This window comes from Methylobacterium marchantiae, from assembly GCF_042679825.1.
Classification (GTDB): domain Bacteria; phylum Pseudomonadota; class Alphaproteobacteria; order Rhizobiales; family Beijerinckiaceae; genus Methylobacterium; species Methylobacterium marchantiae.
Genome location: NZ_JBHTND010000013.1, coordinates 16092 through 36046, shown reverse-complemented (window position 1 = coordinate 36046; position 19955 = coordinate 16092). Strand labels below are relative to the sequence as shown.

The following is a 19955-nucleotide window of genomic DNA, read 5'->3' as shown; positions in this document are numbered from 1 at the left end:
GTTCAGCGCACCTGGGCAGAAGCGGGCTGCGGGCTGGGCGCCCGGTCGTCGAGATCGGTATCGACCGGCTTCATCTCGGCATGCGCGGAGGCGATCTTCAACTCGACGGTCTTGACCGTGGATCCGACCGAGATCTTCTGGACCCCTTCGACCACGACGCGGTCCCCGGCCTTCAGGCCGTCGCGGATGATCCAGTTGGAATCGACGACCGGGCCGACCTCCACCGGCTGGAGCATGACCTTGTCGTCCTTGCCGACGACCCAGACCTCGGCCTTGCCGTCGTTGGTGCGCTGGATCGCCTGCTGCGGCACGGCGATGGCATCGACGTCGATGCCCTGCTTGATGCGGGCGCGGACATACATGCCCGGGAACAGCTCGTCATGCGGGTTGGGGAACAGCACCCGCAGGGTGACCTGGCCGGTGCTCGGATCGGCGGTGACGTCCGAGAACAGGACCTTGCCGGCCGAACCGTAGAGCGAGCCGTCGTCCATGATGAGATGCGCGTTGGCGGTGTCCTTGGAGAGGCGCGAGAGCTCGCCGCTGGCGAGATCGCGGCGCAGCTTGTTCAGCTCGCCCACCGACTGGGTGATGTCCACGTAGATCGGGTCGAGCTGCTGGATCGTGGCGAGGACCGCGGTCGCGCCCTGTTCGACCAGCGTGCCCTCGGTGAGGAGCGCACGTCCGATGCGGCCGGAGATCGGAGCCCGCACGTCGGTGTAGTTGAGGTTCAGCTTGGCCCGGTCACGCGTGGCCTTGGCGCCGGCCACCTCCGCCTGGGCCTGTTTCAGGCCGGCATAGGCGCTGTCGTACTGCGCCTGGCTGGCGGTCTGGCGCGAGAGCAGCTGTTCCAGACGGTCGGCCTGCTGGCCTGCCAGGACCTGGGCCGCCTCGGTGCGGGCGAGCGCCGCCTCGGCACTGGCGAGCTCGGCCTCGAACGGCGCCGGGTCGATCTTGTAGAGGATGTCGCCCTCCTTGACCAAGCTGCCCTGCTCGAAGGTGCGCTTGACCACGAGGCCGGAGACGCGGGACCGCACTTCGGCGATGCGCAGGGGCGCCACCCGGCCGGGAAGGTCGCGCACGTAGGGGATGGGCTGCTCGCGGACGGTGACGATGCTCACCTCGGGCGAGGGACCGGGAACCGGCGCCGCGGCCTGCTGTTTCTGGTTGCAGGCGGACAGGGCGACCATGACGGAGGCGGCAGCCAGGGAGGCCGGCCAGACACGTCGGACGCGGTGGGAAGTGGTCGTCACGATGATTTCGCTCCTGTGCGATACGCGGTCGATCGCAACCCGCGTCGCGGATTGGCAGCTCTGACACTCAAGTCACGGGGGGAGACCCGCGAGACGGCCTCACCACCGTGGCAATCGCTGGGCCACGCGGGGGCGGCCATGGCGTCGTTGGTCGTGCGGAGGCCGTCACACGGTCATCCGGACACGGTACGGCTTCAGCCATCACTCACGATCTTGGCAATCGCGCGACCTGAGCCGGCAAAGAAGCGTATTGATCGCGGTTTGGTCAAAAAGCCGCGGCTACGCTCTCAGGCGGCGATCCTGGGCGGGCGATGCAGCGGCGCCTCCGCGCTGATACCGAGCGAGAGCGCCGAGCGCCCGCGTAACGTCGGAGGCGAGACGACCCCGAGGGTCTGCGAGACGGGGAGGGGCACCAGCGTCAGCGCGTCGTCCATGTCGAGACGCGAGACGACGCTGGTCGAAGGCGCCTCGGCCTGACCCGTGACGGTGTCCGTCCGTTGGCTCGTGACCGGCCCCGACATCCCGTCGGCCCATGGGCCGGGGGGAACGGTCGGAAGCACGAGCGTGAGGAGGCAGAGGAGGATGAGAAGGATCGATGCCGCCGAGCGCGGGCGGGCGCCGGTCTGGGGACGCGCAGGGTCCGACGCAATGGCTGCCGCATCGCGCGTGGAGACGGCAATTCTGAACGGTACGATTGTCACGTCAGAGAGGGTGGTGCGAAAGTTCCCGCGACGCAATAACCTGCGACATCCTGTCAAATGCGCTGAGCGGAGTGCGAATCGGTGCCGTTGCTTCAATCCCACAGGGGATTCCGTTCGTTTCGATCCGGGTTGACCGCCCTCGGCCATCCGGCCAAGTCTTCGCGCCCGATCACCTGACGTCCGGCTCGACGGGCCTGGACCTCGCCGTGATGGAAGCCTAGGCGCGCCTGCGCCGGCTCTTCCAGGTCCGGCCGGAGACGACGACCATGGGCATGCGCTCCTTTCTTCCCGCCACGGCGCTCGCGCTGGGCCTGAGCTTCGCGGCGGCCGGCCAAGCCAGCGCCGGCAACCCGTTCGACAGCGGGCCGATCGCCGACTTCATGAACATCTTCAAGGAGCAGGCGATCCCGCGCGAGACCGTGGCCTGGAAGGGGGCGGAGAAGCCCGGCACCATCGTGGTCTCTACGAGCCAGCGCCGGCTCTACTACGTCCTCGGCGGCGGCGCGGCCGTGCGCTACGGCGTCGGCGTCGGCCGTCAGGGCTTCTCGTGGTCCGGCCAGAAATCGGTGACGATGAAGAAGGAATGGCCGGCCTGGCGTCCGCCCGCCCAGATGCTGGCGCGCCGGCCCGACCTGCCGCGCTTCATGGCCGGCGGCCAGGACAACCCGCTCGGCGCGCGGGCGATGTATCTCGGCTCGTCCCTCTACCGCATCCACGGCTCCAACGAGCCGGAGACGATGGGGGCGGCGGTCTCCTCGGGCTGCATCCGCATGACCAACAAGGACGTGGTCGATCTCTACGACCGGGTGAAGGTCGGCACGAAGGTGATCGTGCGCAACTGAAGGCCCGATCCGCCTCCCGCCGGTCTCCGGTCGGTCGCGACCGGAGGGGATGGGAAGCGGAATGATCCTCGGTGTCGATCTCAGTCTCGTCGCGGGCCTGTTCGCGGTGGCCGTCGCGGCCGGATGCGTCGATGCCATCGCGGGCGGCGGCGGCCTCATCACCGTGCCGGCCCTGCTTCTCTCCGGCCTCGATCCGGTGAGCGCCATCGCCACCAACAAGCTGCAGGGCAGTGCCGGGGCGGTCTCGTCGACGATCGCCTTCGCGCGGCGCGGGCATATCCATTGGCCGGCGGCCTGGAAGATCGCGCTCAGCGCCGGTCTCGCCTCCATCGGCGGGGCTCTATGCGTGAGCCTGCTGCCGCGGCCGGTCCTCGACGCGGCCGTGCCGATCCTCCTCATCGGGATCGCCTTCTACTTCGCCTTCGCCCGGCGGATGAGCAGCGAGGACGCGACGGCGCGGATGCGGCCCGGCCTGTTCGCCCTGACCTGGGCGCCCGCCGTCGGCTTCTACGACGGCGTGTTCGGCCCCGGCGCGGGCGCCTTCTACATGATCGGCTTCGTGACGCTACTCGGCCTCGGGGTGGTGCGGGCGACCGCCCATACCAAGCTCGCCAACGCCGCGAGCAATCTCGGCAGCCTCGCTCTGTTCGCGGCCGGCGGCCACGTGGTCTGGCCCATCGGCCTCGCCATGGCGGTGGGCGCCTTCATCGGCGCGCAGATCGGCTCGATCCTGGCGATCCGCCTCGGTGCCAGGCTGATCCGGCCGCTGCTGGTCACCATCGCCTGCGCGATGGCGATCCGGCTCTTGTCCAATCCGGACAATCCGCTGCGACAGGCGGTGATGGGGCTGTTTGCGGGCGGGTAGGGCGATCCGCAGAGCCGAACGGCGGGCGCTGCGAACCGAGACTACCTGTGATAGATAACCGTCCATGAATCTCGTTCACAACGAGCGCACCCAGCTCCGCGCTACAGCGCTGAACAGCGTTGCGGTGGCTTCCATCGCTGCTGGGTTCATTACGCCGCTGGCGGCGTTGGCATTCGGCGTTCAGGGAGCGACGTCCCGCGACCTGCCTCCCGCCGCGGGGGCCGCGTTGGCTTTCTTTGTGATCGGTGTCGGCCTACATCCACTCGCGATCCGACCTCTCGGAAGGCTCATCGAATGACCGGCCCGGAAATCTTCCTGCTGTTGCTCGGGCCGGCGATCGCCCTCAGCGCCGGCCTCATCATCTATGGCTTCGGTGCGTACGACGCGCGATCCAAACCCTGACCGCAAGCCGGCGCCTCAGCGCGGCATGAACGCCCAATAATCGAGGTCCAGGATCACGGCGGGGTCGTAGCCGTCGCCGGTCTTGTCCGGATGGTTGCCGCAGGGCTGGTTCTTGGTGGCGACGGTGCGCAGGCGCAGGGCGCCGATATCGCTGCGGCCCGGCAGTTCGGCGGCTTCCAGCACCTCGCTCCAGGCATAGACCGTGTCGCCGGCAAACAGTGGCGCCACGTGACGGCCGGCATTGATGCCGGCCAGCGCGAAGGCGTTGCCGAGGCCGTTGAAGCTGAGCGCGCGCGCCAGCGAGATGACGACGCCGCCATAGATCAGGCGACGGCCGAAGCGTGTGTCCTTCGCGGCGAACCCGTCGAAATGCACCTTGGCGGTGTTCTGGTAGAGACGCGTGGCGATCTGGTGCTCGGCCTCCTCGACCGTCATCCCGTCGACATGGTCGATCTTCTCTCCGACGACGTAGTCGCCGAACCGATGCGGGCTGCCGGCGAGGTCGAGATCGTAGGCGCCGGTGTTCAGCGGCGGCAGCGCACCGGCGAGATCGGCCGGGTCGACGACCTTGGCGAAGGTCGGCACGTGCTCCTGCTCGATCTTGGCTTGCGGGTCGCGCTTCTTCACCAGGACCCAGCGGCAATAGCTCAGCACGGTCTCGCCATTGGCATCCGAGCCGGTGGAGCGCACGTAGACCACGCCGGTCTGGCGGTTCGAGCTCTCCTTGAGGCCGATCACCTCGGAGACCGTGGACAGGGTCTCGCCGGGATAGACCGACCGACGGAAGCCGCCCTCGGCATAGCCGAGATTGGCCAGCGCGTTCAGGGAGATGTCCGGCACCGTCTTGCCGAAGACGACATGGAAGGTGAGGAGATCGTCGAGGGGGCTCTGCGGATAGCCGATCGCCTTGGCGAAGGCGTCCGAGGATTGCACGGCGAAGCGCGGTCCGTAGAGCGACGTGTAGAGCGCCACGTCGCCGCTCGTCACGGTGCGCGGCGTGGCATGGCGGATGGTCTCGCCGAGGCGGTAATCCTCGAAGAAGCGGCCGGGATTGGTCTTCATCACTTGGTCGTTCCTCGGATTGGGTCTCGTGCCTTCAGCCCGACGGGGACTCAGCCGCCGTAGACGACGGTCTGGGGCGGGATGAACTCGTGCAGGAGGCGGCTCGCGAAGAGCAGCAGGAGCACGAGGACGATCGGCGACAGGTCGATGCCGCCGAGATTGGGCAGGATGTTGCGGATCGGGCGGAGGACGGGCTCGGTCAGCCGATACAGCACCTCGCCGATCTGGGACACGATCGGGTTGCGCACGTTGACCACGTTGAACGCCACGAGCCAGCTCAGCACGGCGCTGGCGATGAGCACATAGATGAAGAGCTGCACGACGGTGTCGAAGAGCCAGAGAAGAGCGTACATGCGCGGTCTGATGTCCTCGTTCGCCCCGCCTTGTCAGGCTCGGGTCTAACGTCGGGATTTCCGGAATTGACAGGCCGAGGCACGCGCGCCTACAAGGCCGGCACCTCGGAACGGGGCTGTAGCTCAGATGGGAGAGCGCCGCAATCGCACTGCGGAGGTCAGCGGTTCGATCCCGCTCAGCTCCACCAGGCAGTCTGCAAAAACTGCTTATCTGGTGGTCTTCGTAAAAAGCGTCGAACTGTCCGTGGCTTAGCTAGACCCCTTAGAGTCTGCACCGGTCTCAGTCGTTGGAGACCCGAGATGATCAGCGAGATATCGACGCGGTCTCAGCGGCCCTCGATCTCGTTTCCGCGGATGCGCCTCGCCGGGTGATGATCGCGTCTTTCACGACAGTCTGCTTCCTTCGTTTTACGCATCGCATCACAGCTGCGAACGGTCGCAAACGCAGCGATGGCAAAAGCGGTTGGGCGTGGTGCGGGTCTGGCTGTCGATGACCGATGGGGGATCGACGGCGCTTTGCGCTCAGATCCCGAATGAGCGTTCCTGCTCGGCCCAGGATACGGGGAGCGCTACAAGATCACGCACGCCGATGCCGCGGGGCAAACGTCCGTCTACGATCGCATTGACGATCCGCGGCGAGAGATGCGCCAGCGGCAGCAACATCCGGACCGAGCGCTCGCTGCAGCCCTCGCGGGCGGCGATGGCATCGGTGGCGGTGACCCGCGCGGCGACGAGGTCGTCGATCCAGGCGCGGCTGCGGGCTATGGCCTTGAGGATGCGCGCGCGATCCTCGGGCTTCATCGGTCGCAGGCCGGCACGCTCCGATCCCGGAGGGACGATGATGTCCCGGCGGTTGTGAGCGCGCTTCGCAGCCCATGCAATCCGGATAGGCTCGCGTTCCTCAGTGCCGAGAAGGTCGATGTGTAGGGCGTCGGGATGGACGGTCACCTGTCTCAGCCGTCCGGCGATGATCTCGGCGTCGCTGAGTGGCTCGGCGGATGCTGAAGGGGATATGGAGGCAGCGGACGAGATAGCGGCGGAAGCCGGTAGGGCTCGCAGCGCCGCTAGCACGAGGGCCTCGATCGCGTGGGCGGCGACGCGCCGGATCGTGCCGGAGGGCTTTCCCTGCAGCACCGCCTGACTGACGTAGTATCGGTAACGACGCGAGCCTTTGGCGGTATGGGTTGGGGTCATGAGGTTGCCGCGGTCGTCTCGGATGCGCCCAACGAGGAGATGGGCGCAATCCTGCCGTCTCGCGGTGTGGCCGTGATGGTTGCGGGCGACCCGCGCCTGCACCGCAGCGAAGATCGCCGGATCGACGATGCCGGCATGCTGGCCCTCGTGGACCTGCCCCTTGTGCGTAAGCCGGCCGATATAGATCGGGCTCCCCAAGATCTGGTAGAGGTGGCCGCGGGTGAAGACGCCGCCCCCGACCGTGCGACCCTTGCCATCGAGGCGTTCAGGCACGCTGACACAGGCCTGTTCCAGTTCGGCCTTCAATCCAATGACGGTCCCGAGCGCGAGATAACGCTCGAAGATCATCCGCACCACCTTTGCCTGATCGGGGACGACGTGCAGGGCCCGGTCCGCAGCCCGGTAGCCGAGCGGCACGACGCCGCCCATCCAGAGACCCTTGCGCTTGCTCGCGGCGATCTTGTCGCGGATGCGTTCGCCGGTGACCTCGCGCTCGAACTGGGCAAAGGAGAGCAGCACGTTGAGGGTGAGCCGGCCCATGCTGCTCGTGGTGTTGAAGGCCTGTGTCACCGATACGAACGAGACCCCGTGCTCATCGAAGGTCTCGACGAGCTTGGCGAAGTCGGAAAGCGCCCGGGTAAGGCGATCGACCTTGTAGACCACCACCACGTCGATGCGACGGGCCTGAATCTCGGCGAGAAGCCGCTGCAGGGCAGGGCGATCGAGCGAACCGCCCGAGAAGCCGCCGTCGTCGTATCGGGTGGGCAGACAACGCCAGCCCTCGTGCGCCTGGCTTTTGATGTAGGCCTCGGCTGCTTCGCGTTGGTTATCGAGGGAGTTGAACTCCTGTTCGAGCCCATGCTCAGTCGAGACCCGGGTATAGATCGCGCATCGCAGCGAAGACGGCTTTGGCGCGGGCTCCCTCGTCCGCCTCATCGAGGGCTTCATCGAGCGATCCCTTGATCCTGTACCGCACGCACCTTCGCAGATTCCGTCCCCGTAGCCTTCCCGCGCAAGCCAAAGAAGCGGGGCCCGTTCCAGTTCGTACCGGTGATCGCCCGGGCAACCTTCGACAGGCTGTCGTAATCGGTGCCGTTCCAGGCAAAGCCCTGCTCAAGCACCGTCACCTGCTGCAGTTCCCCCCGCCACTCTCTCACCAGCACGGTCCCGGGACGGCTCGCCGGCGCAGAGGGGAGGGGGATCGCATCGGTCGCGGATGCACCCGACGCGTCGTGATGTTCGCCGCGCCGATCGGTCTCGCCCCGAGCGAGGCGGTTTAGCTGACGCGCCGTCTCACGATCCAGGTCGCCGAAGGCGGCGGCCTGAGCGCGGTAGGCCAAGATCCCGTGCAGCAGCGGGCGGTTGAGATGCTCGGGCGCAGGGCGCCCGAGCACTCTGCGCCACTGCCTTTGCAGACCGGCAAGATCCAGGGAAGCGAGCCGGGCGAGTTCGGCCTCGACGCGATCCTCGCGGCCCGCACAGGGGACCGCTACGCCGCTCGAAGACGTAGCGGTTAAGGTGATGGCGGTCATCGGCTTGGTCATTGGTGTGCTCGCTACTCTCGCCCTTCCCTTGATCAGACGGCCGCGGCCACGGCGTGGGTCTCGCCGTCCTTGCGCCGAGCCGGCCCGCGGCTGGACTTAGGCCGCGCCTCAGGTTCTTCGGGCATGATCCGATAAGCCGTCGCGCCGTCCGCCCGTTTGCTCTTAGCCAAGATCCGACCGGCCGATCGCAGGCGAGAGAGCACTGCTCGCGTCGTGTGTGGCAGCCATCCGGTGATGGCGATCAACTCAGCGAGGGAAGCGCCTTCGGCCCGACTGAGAAGCCCGAGCACAAACTCACGTTTGCTAACCGTGGTCGGTGGCAGCGTGGCGCCATCCTCCACCGCGGGAATGACTGGCACAGGCGGCGTCATCCCGACCGCCGCATATCCGGCCGGCGTGAGGTCATGTGCCGTCTCGCCAGCCAGCTCGTGGGCCTCGCTCACCGCGATGAGCCCGCGCTTTAAGAGCCGGCCGACAGTGCGCTTGCAGGCGAGCGGAGTGATCGTCTCGGGGAGAACGACCCGGCCATCAGGCCGGTTGGCTGCCGCGATCAGGAGGGCGGCATCATTGCGGGAGAGGGCCGGGTGGATCACGATCGACATGGAAAGCTCCAGGTGTGGCAGAGGTGCCATCACCCCAACCCCGCGATCGGCGACATGCCGGCGGGGCTGGGCGAACCCGGAGGTTCGGAGCGAACTCGAAGCGCGCGATTGATCAGTCGTCCGGCGTCTTCCTGCGTTCGTCGGCGCGGGTGATGCGACCAATCAGGCATACGGCACCGTGCAAGGTTGTGGCCTCGTGTAGGAACGTATCGAGATCCATGATGATTTGCAGGGCCTCGCGCTCCGAGCCAGCATCGGCGCAGGCCAAAGCTGCCTTCGAGACCGCGGCTGCATCGTTCAAGCGTGTGCTAATCTCATGCAGGCATGCAACTATACTTAAGCCCGTCTGGCTCATCGCCGTCCTCCGTTTCGATCTGCCACCACACACATGCTCGGATCGGCGCGGCAGTCGAATGAAATCTTCTCTGATATCCAATAAAAGCTCAAAGACCTCTGCTATGATGCATGAAGCCACTAATCGGAGTGCTCATTCAGATAGGGTAGTCTGGACTCTCCCCGTATCTGCCTGCCACGATCAAACTGGCAACCAATTCATGACGGCACGGGGCCATATGGGTTCGAGCCCCTGAACCGCATCGAGTTTCCCGAAGGCTCCAACTCTTGCGAGGATGGAGCCATGACGAAGCGAACAGCACCGTATTCCGCTGAGGTCCGTGCCCGAACGGTGCGGATGGTCCTGGACCACCAAGGCGAACATGCATCGCAATGGGCGGCGGTCTCCTCGATAGCGGCTAAGATCGGCTGTTCGGGCGAGACGCTTCGGAACTGGATCCGGCAGTCTGAACGGGACACGAGACAACGGGGCGGCCCGAGTACGGAGGAGCGCGCGCGGATCAAGGCGCTGGAGCGGGAGAACCGCAAGTTGCGTCAGGCCAACGCGATCCTTCGAAAGGCCAGTGCGCATTTTGCAATGGCGGAGTTCGACCATCCTTTCAAACGATGAAAGGGTTTATCGGCGAGCACGGCGATGCCTACGTGCTCTTCGTCGTCCTCACCAAGATGGTGGGCTCGTGCATCATAGCGACAGGGGCTCGCAATACCTGTCGCTATGATGCACCGAGCGGCCGGCGGAGGCGGGCGTCGAGCCGTCCGTCGGCAGCGTCGGCGACAGCTGCGACAACGCGCTGGCCGAGACGATCAACGGCCTCTTCAAGGCCGCGGTGATCCATCACCGTGGCCCGTGGTGCTCCTTCGAGGCGGTCGAGTTCGCCACCCTTGAATGGGTCGACTGGTTCAACACCCGCCGCCTGCTCGAACCGATAGGGAATATCTCTCCTGCCGAAGTCGAAGCGCGCGACTATGCCTTGGCCGAGGTCCAAGCCTTGGCGGCCTGCCGCAAACCAAATGGCCCCTGGGGAACCCGGTGCGGTTCACTTTCGAGAAGTGTCGGGTGATCTGCGAGCAGCTTAGTCAGGTCGATCGCAGTCCTTGCGCTTCCGGGAGTCCAATTAATAGCGGACGTTGATGACCAGCCGGTGTTGACCCAAAGTAGGCCTTCGCAACGTCCGCTTCCGGGCAGTCTGATGAGGGGCACGAGCGTCGGATAGTGGTCAAAGTGGACGTTCAGCTCGACAGGCCTAAGGTCACACTGAGCCGCTTTAGAGGCTGTTATGAACCGCTTGCCAGTTGAGCGGCCTGTCTGAGCATGAGGTAGACGAAGGCGACGATGTGGAGATCGGCGAGCGTGCTGGGATAGCGCTCGTAATCCTTGACGAGGCGGCGAAAGCGAGTCGCCCAGGCGAAGGAGCGTTCCACCACCCAGCGTCGCGGCAGCAGGACGAAGCCGCGCTTGGCCTCTGGGAGTTTGACGACCTCCAGGGCGATGCCGTGCTCTCGTGCGGCTTTGGCCGGCCTCTCCCCGGCATCGCCCTGATCGACATAGGTCAGATCGACGCTGTCACCGGTGGCGGCCTGCACGGCCTCGGCCAATCGCCCGACCTGGGCGCGATCGTCGGCATTGGCCGGCGTGACGTGCAGGGCCAGGAGGTGGCCAAAGGTGTCGACGGCCAGATGGACCTTCGAACCCTTCTTACGCTTGGCTCCATCGTAGCCGGCCCGCTCGCCACTCTCGGGCGTCGAGCGCAGGGTCCGGCTGTCCAGGATCGCCGCGCTCGGCTCGGGATCACGCCCGGAAGCCAGGCGCAGCAGCGCCCGCAGATCGTCGGCCAGTTGCTCGAAGCAGCCTGCCACCAGCCAGCGCTGCGTCTGCTGGTAGACGGCTTCCCAGGGCGGGAGATCGTTGGGCATCCAGCGCCAGGGTGCCCCCGTCTTCACCACTTAGCGCAATCCGTTGAACGCCTCGCGAAGCGAATACTCACGCTGCCCCGCATCCTCGCGCAGCAGCGTCAGGTACGGCGCAACCAGCGCCCATTCATCATCGGAAACATCGGACGGGTAGGCTTGGCGCGAAGAGGTCATGCCTCCTCATCTGAATTCCAGACCGCTCAGGTCCATAACAGCCTCTAGACGCCAGCCCCTATGCAGCCGAAGTTGGCAATTGGGTTTTGCGAACGGCTTGCGCTCAAACCGCGGCTTGGCATGGGTTGGGAGCCCTAAACTTCCGTATGGGTGTCAATCTATGCAGCGCCCAGTTCCGGCAGGGAAATCTTGTTGAGATCGTTCGCCGTGCACTTTTTGAAAGCCAAATTCACGCTTCGTGCCTTGAGTTGGAGATTACCGAAAATATCATCCTTAAACATGACAATCATTTGATTGAAACCTTAAGCAATCTTCACAGCATCGGCGTAGGCATTGCCTTCGATGATTACGGAACGGGCTATGCATCCCTTAGCCTTCTCAAGAAGTTTCCACTTACTAGACTTAAGATCGATCAGAGCTTCGTCCGCGCGATATGCGAATGCCCTCAGGATGCGGCAATCGTACGGGCAGTCCTAGATCTTAGTAAGAGCTTTGGTCTTGAGGTAATAGCAGAGGGGGTCGAAACGATTGAGCAACAACAACGCCTTCTTGGTAAGGGTTGTCAGGAAGCTCAAGGCTATCTCTTCGGCCGTCCAATGCCACCGGCCATTTTTGCAACGACGTTCGGCCTCATTGCACCTGCATCTGATGAGCGTCTTAATTCCGTAGCCTGAAGAATTTTTAAACTAATATTTCTACTCGCGGTGCTCGGCGACCTCCTGGTCAAGGCGATTGGAAGAGGCCTTCAGTGCGCCGTGACGTGCTGGGCGGCCCACTCCGCCTCTGACATTTCGCCCTCATCAGCGAGGTAGAGAACGCCGTTCAAAACCGTTGCGCGGCCTGGGGCTACGAGGATGCCCCAGTTCGCTAGGTCAGCGTCCGCCTCGCCATCGGTGATGGGGCTGTCGGCCATGATGCGGGTTGGTGCGCCGACTTGACTGGCGCTCTCGATCCGGTCCATGCGGCGGCGCAAATCGATGGTGCTCAAAGCGTGCTCCTTTGGCCGGGATCTATAATCCGGCGGTCTATGACCATTACGCCGGAGGCGCGCTGGCCGGCTGCGCGCAGGGCGGCGACCTGGCGCTCGCTATCAGCATCGTCCTCGGTGAGGATGCGGATGGCGCCGCAGTACCCTGCCGGCCAGCAGCGCGCTTCAAGCCGATCCAGGCGGCAGCGGAGGCTGTCGATCGTCATTGCAGGCACCCCGATCACGGTTCATGGACGGCGGCCCATTCCGCGGCGGTCAGCACCGGTGCGCGCAGGATCAGGGTGACGCCGCACCGGCTGGCGTGGCCATCAGCAATCCATGTGCACTAGGGTCTGAACCGAACCAAGATATTGCTGACTCTTCAGTTTTATGATTCACGTTCGCTGTTTTCCCGCGTGGAGGCGATGATGGCGGACCTGTTCTGACTTTCGGATGAGCAGTGGACGGTGATCGGGGCGTTCATGCCGGTCAACCAACCCGGCCCCGAGCGCAAGGACGACCGGAAGATCATCTCGGGCATCCTGCATGTGCTCACCTCGGGCTGCCGCTGGCGAGATTGCCCGGCGGAATACGGGGTCGTGTCCCTTTGCGTGGTGTAGCTTGCTGAGGGCTACGACGATGACCGACTCTGGCCGGGAGGATCAGGGTGCCAGTGTCGGCAGGCTGACGAGGGGATCATCGCCGATCGGTGTGATGCTTTCCAGGGTCATGTAACGGGACCGCTGGACGGCCCATTCGTCGTTTTGTTCGAGCAGGATCGCGCCGACGAGGCGGGTGATGGCAGCCTCGTTGGGGAAGATGCCCACGACCTCGGTCCGGCGCTTGATTTCGCCGTTGAGGCGCTCGAGCGGATTGGTCGAGTGGAGCTTGAGCCGATGCTGAGCGGGGAAGCCCATGTAGGCGAGCACGTCGGCTTCTGCCGTGTCCATGAGAGTGGCGAGCTTGGGGACCTTGGGCCGGAGCTGGTCGGCGACCCGCCGCCACTGCTGACGGGCCGCCTCCGCGTCGTCCTGGGCAAACGCGGTGGCGATGAAGGCGGAGACGACACGACGGCCCGAGCGGCCGGCATGGGCGAGGACGTTGCGCATGAAGTGACCGCGACCGAGACGATCCGCCCGTCCTGGCGAACCTTCACGTAGGTCGCGTCGATCCAGAGTGTCAAACAGCACCGGAACGGGACCCCGGATCGGCTTTCAATCGAGGCTCTGACGCACTCTCGCTGATCATCAAGGGGAGAGGCCGATCAGGCGAGCTTGCAGCAGGTCGATCTTGCCACGGCCGTACATCTGGCGCTTCACGAGCTTGAGCTTCGTGATCTGGCCCTCGGTCTGGCCGTTCGACCATGGCAGCGTGATCGCGGCCTGAACTGCGGATCGATCCTGACCGATGCCGCGCGCGAAGGAGGCGACGAGACTCGCCTCGGCCCGCCTGAGCCATCCTTCGAACCGGCCGGGCTCGTTCCCTCGCACCATCGCGTGGAAGGCGTCGACCACCTCGCGCGCCTCGACCAGCGCCGGCACCCTTTCCTCGACCGCGGCCACGGTCAGCGTCTCCGCCTTGGTCAACCGGTCGCGACCCGCCGTCAGCAACCGCGCCAAGGTTCGCGCCGACGGCACGCGCTGAAGCCGCTCGATGTTGGCCTGCTCCGCGCGTCGGCGGCGCGTCGCCCATTCCCCGATCACGCGAAGCGATCCTCGGAAGCCCTGCGCCTTCGCCCTTCGCCAGACCTCGGTGGCGTTACGGCTGCCTGCGTCCCACTGGGCGTCGAGCCAGGGCAGATAGGCGTCGAGCGAGCTTTGGCGGACCCGGAAGACGTCCGTGCGCTCGCCGCGCAGGACCGCACGCACCACCTTGCGGCTGTGGCCCAGGCGCTGGCCAATCCGGCGAATCGGAACGCCTGCCTCGGCGAGCGCGCGGATGGCCGTGTCCGCCTCCTCCCTCCGCAGGTAACCCTCGTACTGGATGCGTTCGGCTGCGGTGAGGAGCGCCGGATCAAGGGTGGCCGCGCCGACGACCTCGCGAACCTGACGCATTGACCTGCGCACGGCGTCGAGGAAGCCACGGCTGGCGTTCTCCATGAGGTGCCAGCGGTCGGCGACCTGGATCGCCTGCGGCAGAGCGCGGGCGATGGCCTCACCATATCCGCCGCCGCGGTCGCGGGCGACGATCTGGATCGAGGCGTTCTGCTCCAGCCAGGTCTGCACGGTTGCCTGCTCGCGATCCGGTAGGAGCGCCACGATGCGGCGGCGTTCGAGATCGCAGACCAGGGTGCCGTAGCGGTGGTTGCGTCGCCAGGCGAAGTCGTCGATGCCGATGACGCCGAGCGGATCGGACCGTGTGGTCGCCCGACGGCGGATGACGCGCAGAAGCGTGTCGCGACTGACCGGCAGCATGAGGCGCTGGGCAAGGCCCGCACCGGGCCGACCGCCGAGCGCGAGACCGAGGTGATGGACGATCTGCTCCAGCCGCGCAGTGCGTCGCGCGAAGGCGGGCAGGACATCGTCAGGAAAGCGCTCGGCGAAGATCTTCCGCTCGCAGGTCGCCGCGTCGCACCGGAAGCGTCGTACGACGACCTGGAGCTCGACGCGCCGGCCACCGAGCGGCAGGTCGGCGGCACGACGCCGGTACCGGCTTTGAATACGACGCGAAGGGGTCCGGCAGTTCGGGCAGGACGCCACCGTGGCCCCCGACCTCACGACCAAACCGATCCGGTCGGCGCTGACATCGAGGTGATCGACGACGAATCCAGAGGGTATGAGGCTCGACGACCGAAAGCGAGGGCGCATGCTGCGGCTCCATCTTGGATGTCCGCAACCTCAACGCCGTCGGTATCAGCGAGAGTGAGTCAGAGCCCGCCTTCGGCGCCGATCCACACGCAGGCCTCCAGATCGCGTCAGCGACCGTCATCGGCAGGCGGAAACCGCCGCCCTGGCGGGTTCCGGGAGTCGCCGCAGGCGGCGAGTAGGGCGCGGCCCGCAGGGGACGCCATGGTTCTCAGAGGTTAGGCGCGAGCGCCGGATCGACCTGCCCGTTGACGATGATGATGCTCGGCGGGCAGACCAGAGGAAAGCGGCTGTGGACCGCGTTCCAGGCGGCGGCATCGGGACAGAGCCACCGGGTCAGCGTCTCCATCTCGTGATGGGCGTGCTGCAGATCCAGTTGCACGATCGGCTCGTAGTGAGCGATCCGGTTCCGCAGGCCGCGGATGTCGTCGAGCTGTCCGGACACGTTCTTGCGCTGCAGGCCCCGCGCGCCCACGAAAATCGGCTGCAGGATACCCCAGAGGTGGCTCTGGTGGCGGTTGAACATACCGGTCCAGAACCCGAAGCTGAGTTCCGCCACCACATGCCCCCGCGTCAGCCGCGGCCCGAGCGATGCCAGTTTCTGGTGCGCCTCGCGAACCTTTCGCTGAAGAGGGTAGGGGCGAACCACGGCGGGATCACTGTACCAAGTCGCTGAGAACCGGGCGCTGAGTGCATCATCAACCCTGTTCCTCAGGACGACCTCAAGGGTATGCAGCGGCGTGTAGAACGCTTCCGCCAGCGCGACGTTGCGGTTGTAGAGGCGATGGGCCAGCGCGGCATCGTTGCCCGCCCAGGCAAGGTAGCGGGCGAAGCGGGCAGGGGCGACCGTATCAACGAACGTACTCATGGCGTGATACAAGCCGCTTGTATTTTTGCGGATGTTGGCCCATTATAAGTGGGTAAGCCCCGGCCGGTCCCTGCTCTGCACACCGCCGGGGTAAGTTTTTTTCGTTTCATATTTGCATATATACTGCCTTGTCAGAGACTTGGCGATAAGTGAATCTCCGGCCGTCTCTTGGGCGGCTTTTTGCTATCCAAGTATGATCAAGCAGCATGAGCGCGGGATGGGCTCTCTTCAAGCCAGATCCGCAGGCACATGATCCAAGCAAATTAGGGTTCCTCCGACCAGAACCTGGTGCTGAAATTGTTGAGGTAGCCCTGCCCATCGGTCTTGATCGCGAAGCTGGTTGGGATCGCGGCCGGATCCTTACCGGCACGCAGATAGTCTCGCACGTGCTGGCAGGCACCGTCTGACAGACTTTTCCAAGCGTCGTAACGGTCGTTCTGCTCCTGCTCACGTAGCTTAGCGGCGCTCGGTTTTCGCTTGGGCGGGACCCCGTAAGCGGGGCGCGGTCGGACGGTATGAGTGAACTCGATGCTTCCACCAACCCAAGCATCGTCCGTGGTCGTCCGCCAGCGGTAATGCACCACAAAGCGTAGCCGGTCGGAGAACGACAGCGGCTGCATCACCTGGTCGTCCACGTGAAAGAATTGGCCTTCAGCCGCCTCGGTCTCCATTCGGTGCTGCATCTGGTCCACGGCATGCGACAACCGATAGCCGCTCCGACGCACACGGTCGCCGGTCTCCTCGCGCTTACGACCGGATTTTGCCTGTCGATACGCGCTCAGATCCCGTTGGAAATAGCTGTACTCCTGGGCCACGTAAGGTCCGCAGGCGGAAAGCGACAAGCCATTCAGAGGATTGGCCTGCTCATCATTGAGCGCCTGATCAATACGCTTGCGAAGTTCGGCAGCGTCGAGCCGGCTCAAGGCATTTTGCTCTTCCGCGGTGAGATTGATGATACCCATGCGTCAGGCGCCCTCGCTTAACCGACGGAAGCCGTTCAGTAGCGCAGCGCACTAACAAACCGCCGCCATAAATAATCTGCAGTTTGTTCTGGTGTCATGTTGCGCAGATTGAATTCTTTCTCAAATGAATGATGCCCCATTGCCATGATCGCCATTAAGGCTAGCTGACCGCCCTCAGCAAGTGAGATGATCTCGTTACAAGAATTATCTGAATGGCTACGCCCCTCTGCATAGTTAATGCCATCAGTCGACATCATGCCACCCTGCCAGATCCGGCAGCTACACTTACTTTTCTCATCTAGGAAAAGCTCCGCGCGAAAATCCGTGTTGCTACGTAGCTGGAAGTCCGTCTGGATGCGTGGTTCGTCCTGTTCGACCTGCTTTAAGTTCGCCTCGAACACGCCCTTTATAGTGTTAAAGCCACCTGTGATGAACCGCCGCTTGTCGAGGTCGCTTGGTGCGCGCTTGAGGCTCGGGATCAGGTTGGAGGCCGGGCGGGCTGCGGAGGAAGCTGCCTCAGCAGATGTCGCACCGGGGAAGCTTTTCGTCGGTTTGATCGACGCCATGCCGGGGAAGGAAGGCGGGCTGGACGGCTTGGCGCGCTTGCGGTCAACCCCTTGCAGAAGAGCTGCCCGAGCCGCAGCTTCATCCATATCCATGATCCGGATCTGCACGATCTGCGGCAGCAGCCCCATCGGCCGACAGGCTCGAACCATCACGGGGACCAACTTCTGATTTAAGCCTTGTGGGTCCTGCGCAAAGGCCGCCGCCCATTCCGGCGCCGCGAATTGGGAGGTTAAATAATCCGGCGACAAAACCATGATAGTGCGCTCGGCCTTTGTGGCGGCCTCCTGCATTTGTATAACAAAGTTACTACCCGGCCGAAAATCCCAAGCCTGTATGATTGTAGTAAAACCCTTCTCTTCAAGCGCAAATCCGATCCACTCCGCCCACTGAACGTCTGCTGAATTATAACTAATGAAAAAATCGATCATGGCGTTGTAATCCTGGCCTTGTCATTTTCTGGTTCGCGGTCAGCGCTCGGCGAGCCTCGTGGACGCTTTTGTACGGCAATATAGCGGAACGGATATGGTCCCATAAACAGGTCCCCAACAGCTTTCCTGAGCCGGTAGGTGAACCAGCGCTGACGCAGGTGCTCGTCCTTGTCTTGGATGATGTGGCAGCGCTGGCAGAGCGCCTTGAGGTTCTTCGGGTCGTTGTTCTGCGGGTTGTGATCGAGATGGGCGCAGGCCAGCACCACCTGCGTGCTACGGATCTTGACGGAGGCGTGGAGGGCAGTCGGCAGTGCGAGTTTCAGGGCCCGGCCCCGGCCACTGCGCCAAGTCTGCGCCGCCTCGTCCCACCAACGCCCGTCACCGAGGTGGCAGACCATCTGGCCGTGCGGTCGGCCGCAGCCCTCACAGCGCCCACCGGCGCGCTCGAACCGGATCACATCGGACAACTGCGGCCAGTCGATTGGATAGAGCCAGCGGTTCTCCGGTTTGATCGGCATGGGGTCAGACCTTCGCCTGACTGCGGGCGCGTGCCTGCGGGAAATAGAGGTAGAACGTCTTACGGCTAACACCGAGGCGCTTGGCGATCTCGGCCACCGGGATGGTGCCGGCGCCGAGCAGGGCACGTCCGGCCTCCAGGTCCGAATCGGTGATCTTGCGGGGTCGGCCGCCCTTGCGACCCCGCGCCACCGCAGCCTTAAGCCCGGCGAGGGTGCGTTCGCGGTTGAGGTCGAGGAAGTACTCGGCGATCGTGCCGAGGAAGTTGAACATCATCCGGCCGGTCGCGGTTTCCGTGTCCACCTGCTCGGTTAGCGAGCGCAGCCGTACCCCGCGCTCCTGGAGCATGTGGGCGGTGTCGAGCATTTCGCGCAGCGAGCGGCCGAGGCGGTCGATCTTCCACACCACCAGCTGATCCTCGGCGCGCAGATAGGCGAGAGCGGCGTCGAGCGCCGGCCGCTTGGTACCGGCTCGGCCGCTCTCCTTCTCCTCAAACACCTTCTGACACCCGGCCGCCGTCAGGGTATCGCGCTGCAGGTCCAGGTTCTGGTCCTCAGTCGAGACGCGGGCGTAGCCGATCAACATGTCACGATAGTTGCATAACTACGTTTTCGTAACAATAGAAAAGGTTACATATTTAGGTGACAAAAACGGCCAAGGCTGAGCTGGCTGATGAGGGCGCTCCTCGGTATGTCACCTAAACGATCGGATACCCGACATGCATAAAAATAGGACAGCTGTCTTTTTAAGTAGAGTGACGTTGTCGGCTGTCTTAAAGTCTTGGTTGCGATCCTGTTGAGACGCTAAGAACGTTTGAGGTGTCTGTCTCATTAGGGCGTGTCCTAACAATATGCCAAATTTTGTAAAAGTGGAATGCAAACTGCAGAACCAAGCCATCTTTCTTGCAAATACGGTATAATGATAAGCGTACAGCTGTGAACTGAAAATCTTTCAACTATTTTTACAATAATGCTGGACTCAGATACGATGCGTCTCTTAGAAAAATAGTTCTTACGCTGCCCATGATTGATCTAAATTTGGAACGTTGAGCTAAAAGGTGAATAACTTTTGCGGGTGAGTGTAAAGACTACCGGATCGTATTAGAGGCAATGATAGACAAGATTTGGTCTCACATACATACGCGCCCACTTGCTGACAAAGAACGTGATAGTGTTATGGCAGTAGCTGAGAATGTCGAGTTTTGTCTTGGGGCGATGAAATTTGCCCGCGAAAAATTGGCCAAACCATAAGGAAAACTATCGAACACGCGTCTCGCGATAATTCAGGTGATTAGATCCATTGATGGCGTCCAGTCCTCGCCAATCGTTCCGAAATCTGCCCGGTCAGGCACGCGGTAGGGCCGCGCCCTTGAACGAAATTTATGACACCATCGGCGTAGAGGAGCACCTAGCGTATAGGCTATATAGTCAATGCGGGCCAAAAGCAGGCGCTATCGCGTTTGCGACAAGCCCTTCGCCGACAGCGATGGACATCTCGGGTTCGTCGCCGCATGCTCGGTCGCAACGGTAGGAAAGTTGCGCCGACATCCGTCTTCGGCGATGTGGATGGTGAGCTGTCATTTCGATTGC

At 63.8% G+C, this 19955-nt stretch carries 18 protein-coding genes, 1 tRNA gene and 6 pseudogenes; 7 read left to right on the top strand and 18 right to left on the bottom strand.

The window, feature by feature from the left end:
- Positions 1-2 precede the first annotated feature (2 nt).
- On the bottom strand, positions 3-1187 hold the full coding sequence (locus ACFQ4G_RS11125; RefSeq protein ID WP_238207761.1) for an efflux RND transporter periplasmic adaptor subunit: 1185 nt from the start codon (positions 1185-1187) through the stop codon (positions 3-5).
- Between the two features lie 350 nt (positions 1188-1537).
- Positions 1538-1987, bottom strand: a complete 450-nt coding sequence (locus ACFQ4G_RS11120; protein WP_238207723.1) for a hypothetical protein — start codon at positions 1985-1987, stop codon at positions 1538-1540.
- A 230-nt stretch (positions 1988-2217) separates the two neighbouring features.
- Here ACFQ4G_RS11120 and ACFQ4G_RS11115 point away from each other — a divergent pair, with 230 nt between their 5' ends.
- The 3 genes from ACFQ4G_RS11115 (at position 2218) to ACFQ4G_RS11105 (ending at position 3956) form a co-directional block, all read left to right on the top strand.
- Entirely contained in the window at positions 2218-2793 is a 576-nt protein-coding gene (locus ACFQ4G_RS11115) for a L,D-transpeptidase (protein ID WP_238207724.1), read from the top strand.
- Positions 2794-2854: 61 nt separating this feature from the next.
- Entirely contained in the window at positions 2855-3658 is an 804-nt protein-coding gene (locus ACFQ4G_RS11110) for a TSUP family transporter (RefSeq protein ID WP_238207725.1), read from the top strand.
- A gap of 64 nt (positions 3659-3722) precedes the next feature.
- Positions 3723-3956: a hypothetical protein gene (locus ACFQ4G_RS11105; protein WP_238207726.1), complete on the top strand. Its 234-nt coding sequence runs from the start codon at positions 3723-3725 to the stop codon at positions 3954-3956.
- A gap of 119 nt (positions 3957-4075) precedes the next feature.
- Here ACFQ4G_RS11105 and ACFQ4G_RS11100 read toward each other — a convergent pair whose 3' ends face one another.
- Both ACFQ4G_RS11100 and ACFQ4G_RS11095 read right to left on the bottom strand, forming a co-directional pair.
- Positions 4076-5122: a MaoC family dehydratase gene (locus ACFQ4G_RS11100; RefSeq protein ID WP_238207727.1), complete on the bottom strand. Its 1047-nt coding sequence runs from the start codon at positions 5120-5122 to the stop codon at positions 4076-4078.
- A 50-nt stretch (positions 5123-5172) separates the two neighbouring features.
- On the bottom strand, positions 5173-5475 hold the full coding sequence (locus ACFQ4G_RS11095) for a YggT family protein (RefSeq protein ID WP_238207728.1): 303 nt from the start codon (positions 5473-5475) through the stop codon (positions 5173-5175).
- Positions 5476-5587: 112 nt separating this feature from the next.
- Here ACFQ4G_RS11095 and ACFQ4G_RS11090 point away from each other — a divergent pair.
- Positions 5588-5663 (top strand) — tRNA-Ala (locus ACFQ4G_RS11090).
- Positions 5664-5997: 334 nt separating this feature from the next.
- On the opposite strand, the gene ACFQ4G_RS11085 is transcribed toward ACFQ4G_RS11090, so the two are convergent.
- The 4 genes from ACFQ4G_RS11085 to ACFQ4G_RS11070 all read right to left on the bottom strand — a co-directional run bounded on the left by ACFQ4G_RS11085 (position 5998) and on the right by ACFQ4G_RS11070 (position 9116).
- Complete coding sequence (locus ACFQ4G_RS11085; RefSeq protein WP_238207729.1) at positions 5998-7605, bottom strand: recombinase family protein; 1608 nt, start codon at positions 7603-7605, stop codon at positions 5998-6000.
- A gap of 8 nt (positions 7606-7613) precedes the next feature.
- Complete coding sequence (locus ACFQ4G_RS11080) at positions 7614-8213, bottom strand: DUF2924 domain-containing protein (RefSeq protein ID WP_238207730.1); 600 nt, start codon at positions 8211-8213, stop codon at positions 7614-7616.
- A 32-nt stretch (positions 8214-8245) separates the two neighbouring features.
- A complete protein-coding gene (locus tag ACFQ4G_RS11075) occupies positions 8246-8815 on the bottom strand; it encodes a DUF3489 domain-containing protein (protein WP_238207732.1) in 570 nt (189 codons plus the stop codon).
- Between the two features lie 112 nt (positions 8816-8927).
- Positions 8928-9116, bottom strand: a complete 189-nt coding sequence (locus tag ACFQ4G_RS11070) for a hypothetical protein (protein ID WP_238207734.1) — start codon at positions 9114-9116, stop codon at positions 8928-8930.
- Positions 9117-9452: 336 nt separating this feature from the next.
- Here ACFQ4G_RS11070 and ACFQ4G_RS11065 point away from each other — a divergent pair.
- Positions 9453-10230, top strand: a pseudogene (locus tag ACFQ4G_RS11065) (transposase).
- A gap of 214 nt (positions 10231-10444) precedes the next feature.
- Here ACFQ4G_RS11065 and ACFQ4G_RS11060 read toward each other — a convergent pair.
- Positions 10445-11254, bottom strand: a pseudogene (locus ACFQ4G_RS11060) (IS5 family transposase).
- A 74-nt stretch (positions 11255-11328) separates the two neighbouring features.
- Here ACFQ4G_RS11060 and ACFQ4G_RS11055 point away from each other — a divergent pair.
- Positions 11329-11928, top strand: a pseudogene (locus ACFQ4G_RS11055) (EAL domain-containing protein); the annotation flags it as partial.
- A 71-nt stretch (positions 11929-11999) separates the two neighbouring features.
- Here ACFQ4G_RS11055 and ACFQ4G_RS11050 read toward each other — a convergent pair.
- Together ACFQ4G_RS11050 and ACFQ4G_RS11045 are read right to left on the bottom strand one after the other, a co-directional pair.
- On the bottom strand, positions 12000-12242 hold the full coding sequence (locus tag ACFQ4G_RS11050) for a hypothetical protein (RefSeq protein ID WP_238207737.1): 243 nt from the start codon (positions 12240-12242) through the stop codon (positions 12000-12002).
- Complete coding sequence (locus tag ACFQ4G_RS11045; RefSeq protein WP_238207738.1) at positions 12239-12448, bottom strand: hypothetical protein; 210 nt, start codon at positions 12446-12448, stop codon at positions 12239-12241. The genes ACFQ4G_RS11050 and ACFQ4G_RS11045 overlap by 4 nt, the downstream gene beginning before the upstream one ends.
- A 201-nt stretch (positions 12449-12649) precedes the next feature.
- Here ACFQ4G_RS11045 and ACFQ4G_RS11040 point away from each other — a divergent pair.
- Positions 12650-12817, top strand: a pseudogene (locus ACFQ4G_RS11040) (transposase); the annotation flags it as partial.
- A gap of 66 nt (positions 12818-12883) precedes the next feature.
- Here the strand turns inward: ACFQ4G_RS11040 and ACFQ4G_RS11035 are convergent.
- The 7 genes and pseudogenes from ACFQ4G_RS11035 to ACFQ4G_RS11005 all read right to left on the bottom strand — a co-directional run.
- A pseudogene (locus tag ACFQ4G_RS11035) lies at positions 12884-13342 on the bottom strand (transposase); the annotation flags it as partial.
- A gap of 126 nt (positions 13343-13468) precedes the next feature.
- Positions 13469-15028, bottom strand: coding sequence for an ISL3 family transposase (locus tag ACFQ4G_RS11030; RefSeq protein WP_238207739.1), 1560 nt, complete (start codon positions 15026-15028; stop codon positions 13469-13471).
- A gap of 208 nt (positions 15029-15236) precedes the next feature.
- Complete coding sequence (locus ACFQ4G_RS11025) at positions 15237-15893, bottom strand: hypothetical protein (RefSeq protein WP_238207740.1); 657 nt, start codon at positions 15891-15893, stop codon at positions 15237-15239.
- Positions 15894-16156: 263 nt separating this feature from the next.
- Positions 16157-16855, bottom strand: a complete 699-nt coding sequence (locus tag ACFQ4G_RS11020; RefSeq protein WP_238207741.1) for a hypothetical protein — start codon at positions 16853-16855, stop codon at positions 16157-16159.
- Between the two features lie 35 nt (positions 16856-16890).
- Entirely contained in the window at positions 16891-17850 is a 960-nt protein-coding gene (locus ACFQ4G_RS11015) for a toll/interleukin-1 receptor domain-containing protein (protein WP_238207742.1), read from the bottom strand.
- A gap of 80 nt (positions 17851-17930) precedes the next feature.
- Positions 17931-18368 (bottom strand): annotated as a pseudogene (locus tag ACFQ4G_RS11010) (HNH endonuclease); the annotation flags it as partial.
- A gap of 4 nt (positions 18369-18372) precedes the next feature.
- Complete coding sequence (locus tag ACFQ4G_RS11005; protein WP_238207743.1) at positions 18373-18951, bottom strand: recombinase family protein; 579 nt, start codon at positions 18949-18951, stop codon at positions 18373-18375.
- Positions 18952-19955 lie beyond the last annotated feature (1004 nt).